Source organism: Pseudomonas sp. FG47, from assembly GCF_057809115.1.
This window is the reverse complement of sequence record NZ_JBMDJI010000070.1, coordinates 1-8,631: the sequence shown is the minus strand read 5'-3', so window position 1 is coordinate 8,631 and position 8,631 is coordinate 1. Positions and strand designations below refer to the sequence as shown.

The window sequence follows — 8,631 nt, the reverse complement described above, 5'->3', positions numbered from 1 at the left end:
CTGGGCTTCGATCAGTTGCTGGATCGAGCGCTCCAGCGGGTAGTCGACGGCGGTGGCATTCCACTGCTCGACGATCTGTTCGTGCTCCGTTTCATCCAGCAATGCCAACTGCTCGATCGGCAGCGCCGGGTCGGCGACGACCTGCTCCAGCAACCGCAACCAATGCTGGGCCAGGCGCTCGATACTGGCGGCCTCGAACAGGTCCGTGGCATAGCTGAACTGCGCCAGCAGCCCGTCCGGGGTCTCCAGCGTATCGAGCTTGAGGTCGACCTGGGCGCTCAGCCCGCCCACTTCGAGCACTTCCAGCGCCACCTGGCTGGCCAGTGCCACCGGCACCGCAGGTGCCGTCGCCTGGTGGTTGAACATCACCTGGAACAACGGGTTGTAGCTCAGGCTGCGCTCCGGGCGCAGGGCATCGACCAGTTGCTCGAACGGCAGGTCCTGGTGCGCCTGGGCCTCCAGCGACACCCGTCGCACCTGTTGCAGCAGGTCACTGAAGCCCTGCCCTGGGTTGAACTCGGCCTTGAGCACCTGGGTATTGACGAAGAAGCCGATCAGCCCTTCGGTCTCCAGGCGATTGCGGTTGGCGATCGGCACGCCGACACGGATATCGGCCTGGCCACTGTAGCGGTGCAACAGCCCCTGGAACGAGGCCAGCAGCAACATGAACAGGGTCGCGCCCTGCTCACGCGCCTGCGTCTTGAGCTGTTCGAGCAAGGCACCCGGCACCGGCAGGGCGACCCGGGCGCCCCGGTAGCTTTGCTGGGCCGGGCGCGAATGGTCCATCGGCAGCTCCAGCACCGGCTGCTCGGCGCCCAGCTGGGCCCGCCAGTAGCCCAGTTGGCGCTCGCGCTCGCCGGCCTCCATCCATTGCCGCTGCCACAGCGCATAGTCGGCATACTGGATCGGCAACGCCGGCAACTGCGCGGCACCGCCATCGCTGAACGCCGCATACAGGCGGGTCAGTTCGCCCACCATCACCTGCATCGACCAGCCGTCCGAGACGATGTGGTGCTGGGTCAGCAGCAACAGATGATCATCGGCCCCCAGGCGCACCAGGCGCACCCGCAGCAACGGACCTTGCTGCAGGTCGAACGGCTGCAGCACCTCGGCGGCGACGCACGCCTCGATCTGCTCGGCCTGGGCCTGGGCATCGCCCTCCAGCCGCAACCGCTCACGCGCGATCGGCAGCGGCGCTGGCGCGTCGATCACTTGCTGCGCCTGCCCCTGGACTTCGACGAAGCGAGTGCGCAGCGGCTCGTGGCGCGCCACCAGGGCATCGAAACTGCGCTGCAAGGCCTGCTCGTCGAGCGCGCCACGCAGGCGCAGGGCCAAAGGAATGTGATAGGCGCTGCCATGGGGCTGCAATTGCCAGAGGAACCATTGCCGCTCCTGGGCATAGGACAACGGCAGGCGCTGCTCGCGCGGCTGCGCCAGCAGCGCAGGCTCGCGGCGTGTCAGGTCCTCGCCCAGGGCCTGGCAGAACGCGGCCAGGGTGGCGTGTTCGAACAGGCTGCGCAGGTTCACTTCGCGCTGCAGCCCCTGGCGCACCCGCGAGACCACCTGGGTGGCCAGCAGCGAATGGCCGCCAAGGCCAAAGAAATTGTCGTCCAGGCCCACCCGCTCGACCTTGAGCACCTCCTGCCAGATCTGCGCGACACCCTGCTCCAGCGCGCTGCGCGGCGCGACATAGTCCTGCTGGTTGTGACTCAGGTCCGGCGCCGGCAAGGCGCGGCGATCGAGCTTGCCGTTGCCGGTCAGGGGCAGGCTGTCGAGGAACAGTATATGGGCCGGCACCATGTAGTCCGGCAGGTGCTCGCGCAGGCTGGCCTTGAGCAGCTCGCGCAACGCCGCGGCGTGCGCCGGAGCCGTCGCCTCGGCGGGCACCACATAGGCCACCAGTTGCTGGGCGGCGCCGCTGCCATGGGGCAAAACCACCGCCATGTTCACTTGCGGGCGCGCCAGCAACTGGGCTTCGATCTCGCCTAGCTCGATGCGGAAACCACGGATCTTCACCTGGTGGTCGATACGTCCGACGTACTCGACCACGCCATCGGCACGCAGCCGTGCCAGGTCGCCGGTGCGGTACAGGCGCTCGCCCGCCTCGCCGAACGGGTCCGGCACGAAGCGCGTGGCGCTCAGGTCGCCGCGCTTGAGGTAGCCGCGGGCAAGGCCGGCGCGGCCAATGTAGAGTTCACCCACGCACCCCTTGGGCACCGGGTTCAACGCCGGGTCCAGCAAATACCAGCTCAGGTCCGGAATCGGCTCGCCGATCGGGCTGCTGGCCACCTGCTCGAGGTCGGCCAAGGTCAAAGGCCGGTAGGTCACATGCACGGTGGTCTCGGTGATCCCGTACATGTTGATCAGCCGCGGCGCCTGGTCGCCGAAACGCTCGAACCACGGGCGCAGGCTCTTCACATCCAGTGCCTCGCCACCGAACACCACATGGCGCAAGGCTTGGGCGCGGCGCTCGCTGGCCAGCGCCACCTGCATCAGCGACTTGAATGCCGACGGGGTCTGGTTGAGCACCGTCACCCCTTCCTCGCACAGCAAGGCATGGAAGTCTTCCGGCGAGCGGCTGGTGTAGTGCGGCACCACCACCAGCTTGCCGCCGTACAGCAGCGCGCCGAAGATCTCCCAGACCGAGAAGTCGAAGGCGAACGAGTGGAACAGGGTCCAGACGTCCGAGGCATCGAAACCGAACCAGTGCTCGGTGGCCTCGAACAGGCGCAGCACGTTGCGGTGGGCCAGCAAGGTGCCCTTGGGCTTGCCGGTGGAACCGGAGGTGTAGATCACATAGGCCAGGTTGTCCGGCGACATCGCCACCTGCGGATCTTGGGGGTTGTCAGCCAGCTTCAGCTGGTCGAGCAGCAGCGCCTCGACATGCGTCGGCACCGGCAACTGCGCCAGCAGCGCCGAGTCGGTCAGCAGCAGCGCCAAGCCGCTGTTCTCGATCATGTAGGCCAGGCGGTCCTGCGGGTAGCTCGGGTCCAGCGGCACGTAGGCGCCACCGGCCTTGAGGATCGCCAGCAGGCCGACCAGCAGGTCGAGGCCGCGCTCCATGGCCAAGCCCACCAGTACGTCCGGGCCGACGCCTCGGGCAATCAGGCCATGGGCCAGGGTATTGGCCCGCTGGTTGAGCGCGGCATAGCTCAAGGTCTGCCCTGCAAAGCTCAGCGCGATGGCCTGCGGGTTGCGCGCGGCCTGGGCCTCGATCAGCCCATGCAGCGTGGTGGCCACCGGGAACTCGCGCGGCGCCGGGTTCATCTGTGCCACCAGAGCCTGCTGCTCGGCGGCATCGTACAACGGCAACTGCGCCACCTGCCGCTCCGGGTCGGCGACGATGGCTTGCAGCAGGTTGCACCAGTGCCGGCCAAGGCGCTCGACCGTGTCCTGGTCGAACAGGTCGCTGGCATAGCTCAGGCGCGCCGTGAGCCCGTCCTCGTGCTCGAAGGTGTCCAGGGTCAGGTCGAACTTGGCGGTCTGGCTGTCCCAGTCCAGCAGTTCCACCGCCAGCCCGGTGCGCCCGGTCTCTTGCGCCTGCTGGGCGCGGCCGCCGCTCTGGTGGTTGAACATCACCTGGAACAACGGGGTATGGCTGAGGCTGCGCTCGGGCTGCAGGGCCTCGACCAGTTGCTCGAACGGCAGGTCCTGGTGGGCCTGGGCATCCAGCGCGGCCTGGCGCACCTGCTGCAACACGTCGCTGAAGCGGCTGCTGCCGTCGAACTCGGCTTTCATGACCTGGGTGTTGACGAAGAAGCCGATCAGACCTTCGGTTTCGACCCGGTTACGGTTGGCGTTGGCCACCCCGACACGGATGTCGGCCTGCCCCGAGTAGCGATGCAGCAAGGCCTGGAACGAAGCCAACAGGACCATGAAGCTGGTGCTGGCGCTGCGCTGCGCCAGTTGCCGCAGCGCCTGGGCCAACGCGCCCGGCAGCTCGAGCTGCACGCGACCACCGGCACCGCTGCGCGCAAGGCTGCGCGGGCGGTCCAGCGGCAGTTCCAGCAAGGCCTGGTCGCCCGCCAATTGCGCGGTCCAGTAGCCAAGCTGGCGCTGGCGTTCGCCGGCTTCCATCCAGTGTCGCTGCCACACCGCATAGTCGGCGTACTGGATCGGCAGCTCAGCCAGCACCGGTTGCTCGCCCTGGCTGAACGCCTCGTAGCAATGCATCAGCTCGCGCACCAGAACCTGCATCGAGCGGCCATCGGAGACGATATGGTGCTGGGTGAGCAGCAGCAGGTGATCCTGCTCGCCCAGCGTCACCAGCCGCACCCGCAGCAGCGGGCCGGTTTGCAGGTCGAACAGGCGCGCGCTCTCGGCCTCGGCACAGGCCCGCAGCTGGGCCTCCTGGTCGTCCTCGGCCAGGGTCAGCGTCGCGCGTTCGAGCAGTACGCGACCCTGCGCATCGATCACCTGGACCGGTTGTTCCTGGTCGGCGAGGATGCGTGTGCGCAGGCTGTCGTGCCGAGCCACCAGCACATCGAGGCTGTCCTGCAGGGCCTGGGCATCCAGCGCGCCACGCAGGCGCAGGTTGACCGACATGTGGTAGGCGGTGCTCTGCGGATCGAGCTGCCAGAGGAACCACTGCCGCTCCTGGGCGAACGACAGCGGCAGCACGGCCAGCTCATCGCGGACCTGGGGAATCGGCAGGTTGGCTGGCGACACGCCTTCGGCGAGCATCTTTTCCAGGTAGGCCTGGCGTTTGTCCAACGGTAGCAGGATGAAGCGCTTGGCGATCCGCGCGGCGACGTTATGGTCCATCAGATTTCCTCCATTTCGTCGAGCAGGAACTCAAGCTTGTCCAGGGTCGAAGCCTGCACGGCCGCCCCTTGCGCATTCAGTTGTGCGGCGAAGGTCGCCAGCGTCGGGTACTGGAACAGCAGTTGGGGAGTCAATGTCATGCCAAGCTCAAGATGGATACGGGACACCAGGTTCACTACCAGCAAGGAGTGCCCACCCAGTTCGAAGAAATTGTCGTCGCGGCCGATGCGGGCCACGCCCAGCACTTGCGCCCAGAGGGTCGCCAGGTCGCTTTCCAGCGCACCCTGCGGCGCGACATAGGTGCGTTGTTGTTGCTCGATCTGCACGGGCGGCAATGCCTTGCGGTCGAGCTTGCCGTTCGGCGTCTGCGGCAGTGCGGCGAGGAACAGTACCTGGCTGGGCAGCATGTAGCCGGGCAGGTGCTCGGCCAAGGCGCCGCGAATACGCTCGCGTAGCGCAGGTTGCTGCTCGGCTGGCGGCACCTCGCCGGTCGCCAGGTAGGCCACCAGTTGCGCGCCAGCCGGGCCGTCATGGGCCAGCACGGCGGCTTCGCGAACCTGCGCCAGGGCCAGCAGGCGCGCCTCGATCTCACCCAGTTCGATGCGGAAACCGCGAATCTTCACCTGGTGATCGATACGGCCGATGTATTCCAGATCGCCGTCGCCACGGCGGCGGATCAGGTCGCCGCTGCGGTACATGCGCTCGCCATTGGTGGCGTGGGGGTTGGGCACGAACTTCTCGGCGGTCAGTGCCGCGCGCCCCAGGTAACCGCGGGTCACCCCGGCGCCACTGAGGTACAACTCGGCGGCAACGCCCACCGGCACGGCCTGCAGATCAGCATCGAGCAGGTGCGCGGCGCTGTTGTGCAGCGGCTTGCCAATGCTTGGCCGACCGCCAGCCACGCGGCGGGTCCAGGTCGAATAGGTGGTGTCTTCCGAGGGGCCGTAGAGGTCGTAGACATGCTCGAGCGCCGGCAGCGCGTAGAGGCTGTCGACCAAGGTCTGTTTCAACGGCTCGCCGGCCAGGTTGATGATGCGCACGCTCGCCGGGATGCCATCGCTGCGCAGCAGGGCATTGACCGCCGAAGGCACACTGTTGATCAGCCGCACCTGTTCGCGGGCCGGCAATTGCGGCAGCTCCAGGGCGTTGCGCGCGAGGATCAGCGAGCCGCCACGGGCCAGGGTGACGAACAGCTCCCACACCGACAGGTCGAAGCACACCGAGGTCGAGGCCAGTACCCCTTGCAGGTCGTCGTGGCTGTACACCTCCTCGCTCCAGCGCACCAGCGCCGCCACGTTGCGGTGGCTGATGGCCACGCCCTTGGGCTGGCCGGTGGAGCCGGAGGTGTAGATCACGTAGGCCAGGTTGTCGGCCAGCAGGTTCAGTTGCGGCGGCTGCTCTGGGTAGCCGTCCAGCGCCAGCTCGTCGAGGCACAGGGTGGCCAGGCCGCTCGGCCACATGGCCGCAAGCCGGCGCTGGGTCAGCAGCAGCTGGGCGCCACTGTCCTGCAGCATGTAGCCGACGCGCTCGGCCGGGTAGTCAGGATCCAGCGGCACATACGCGGCGCCCGCCTTGAGGATCGCCAGCAGGCCGACCACCAGCTCCAGGTTGCGCTCGCAGGCGATGCCCACCCGGCTCTCCGGGCCGATACCCTGCTCGCGCAGCTTGTGTGCCAGGCGGTTGGCCCGGGCTTCGAGTTCGGCGTAGCTCAGCTGTTGCTCGCCCCAGGTCACAGCCAAGGCCTGCGGGGTGCGCGCCACCTGGGCCTGGAACAATTCACCGATGCTGCTGTGGCGCGGGTAGTCCACAGCGTTGCTGTTCCAGCCCATCAGTTGCGCCTGCTCGGCTTTATCCAGCCAAGGCAAGTCGCCCAGCGCCCCGCCGGCCTGCTCGATGAACGCTTGCAGCAGCTCCTTCAGGTGCCCGGCGAACTGCGCGATCACGGCCGTGCCGAAGTGCGCGCGGTCGTAGCTGAACTGCACGCCAAGCTGGGCGCCGGCGGCCACCAGCACGGTCAGTGGATAGCTGGTCTGCTCACGGCTGTGCACATCGCCAAAGCTCAGCCCCTCGGGGGACTGCTGCTTGAGGGTGTCGGCCACCGGGTAGTTCTCGAATACCAGCAGGCTGTCGAACAGAGCCTCGCCCCCCTGCCCGGCCCAGCGCTGGACATCGGCCAGCGGCGTGTGCTCGAACTCGCGCAGGGCCAGGCCATGCGCCTGCACTTGCTGCAACCAGCTGGCCACGCTCTGCTCGCCACGCGGGCTGGCGATGACCGGCAAGGTGTTGATGAACAGGCCGATCTGCTGCTCGATGCCGCGCAGCTGGGCCGGACGACCCGCCACCGTGGCGCCGAAGGCCACCGTGGCATGGCCGGTATAGCGTTGCAGCAACAGCAGCCAGGCGGCCTGGACCACGGTGTTGAGGGTGACCTTATGCTGCCGGGCAAAACTGCTCAAGCGCTCGCTCTGCGCCTGATCCAGGCGCAGGTAGTGATCTGCATGGCCGGTCGCGGCCACGTGGGGGTAGACACTGGCCAGCCGCGTCGGGCTGTGCAGCGCCTGTAGCTGCTCGCGCCAGAACACCTCGGTACGCTCGGCATCCTGCCCTTGCAGCCAGGCGATGTAGTCGCGGTAGCGGCCACCTTCGCGAGCGGGCTCCACACCGTTGTAGCGCTGCAGTACCTCGCCCAGCAGCTGCGAGTTGCTCCAGCCGTCCATGAGGATGTGGTGCGAGGTGTAGACCAGGTGCCAGGCGTTGTCACCGGTACGCACCAACTGCAGGCGCAGCAGTGGCGCCTGGCCAAGGTCGAAGCCCTTGGCCCGCTCGGCATCGGCCAAGGCTTGCAAGGCCCGGGGCAGATCAGGGCGAGCGCGCCAGTCGTGCAACTGGCAAGGCAGCTCGACCTGACGCGCCACCCATTGCAGCGGTTGCTCGAGGTCGGCGCCCCAGTGGAAACCACTGCGCAGAATGTCATGAGCATCCAGTGCCGCCTGCCAGGCCTGACGGAAGCGCTGGGGGTCGAGCCCTTCGACATCCAGCTGCATCTGGTTGATGTACTGCGGCGACGCCTGGTCATACAGCGTATGGAACAGCATGCCTTGCTGCATGGCCGACAACGGATACAGGTCGGCCAGGTTGTCGACGCTCAGTGGCAGTGCGTCGAGCTGTTGCTGGCTCACCCGCGCCAATGGGAAGTCCGAAGGCGTGACGCCATGGTGGCCTGCGCAGTGGCCCACCAGTTGCTCCAGTTCCTCGCGGTAGCCGGCGGCCAGCGCCTCAATGGTCGCTGGGGCGAACATCCGCTCGCTGAACGACCAAGTCAGGCTGAGCACGCCGTCATAGACCTGGCCATTGAGCGTCAGCCAGTTGCCCAGCGGCGCGTCGATATGCTGATTGCTCCCGGCCGCCTCGGCCGCCGGGATGAACAGCGCATCCTCGGCGCTGAAGCTGCCGTCGAACTGCCCCAGGTAGTTGAAGGTGATGCGCGGTACCGGCAGTTGCGCCATGGCCGCGCGCGTCTCGGCGCTCCCCAGGTAGCGCAGCAGGCCATAGCCGATGCCCTTGTGCGGCAGCGCGCGCAATTGTTCCTTGATGCCCTTGATCGATGCGCCCAGGTCCGCGGCAGGCGTCAGGCGCACCGGGTACAGGCTGGTGAACCAGCCCACGGTGCGGGTCAGGTCGATATCGTCGAACAACGCCTCGCGACCATGGCCCTCCATCTGCAGCAACAGGTCGGCGTCGCCGGTCCAGCGACAGACCACCCGCGCCAGGGCCGTCAGCAACAGGTCGTTGACCTGGGTGCGGTAGGCGGCGGGGGCTTCTTGCAGCAGGCGTGTGGTGTGGATCCTGTCCAGGGGGGTGGGGGGG

At 67.5% G+C, this 8,631-nt stretch carries 2 protein-coding genes; both read right to left on the bottom strand.

Going from position 1 to position 8,631, the window contains the following annotated elements; all coding sequences use genetic code 11:
- On the bottom strand, nucleotides 1-4,764 hold a 4,764-nt coding region (locus tag ACODS5_RS24380), incomplete at its 3' end, for an amino acid adenylation domain-containing protein (RefSeq protein ID WP_489109860.1).
- Nucleotides 4,764-8,631: amino acid adenylation domain-containing protein (locus tag ACODS5_RS24375; protein WP_489109859.1), on the bottom strand; the 3,868-nt coding region annotated here is incomplete at its 5' end. The genes ACODS5_RS24380 and ACODS5_RS24375, both read right to left, overlap by 1 nt.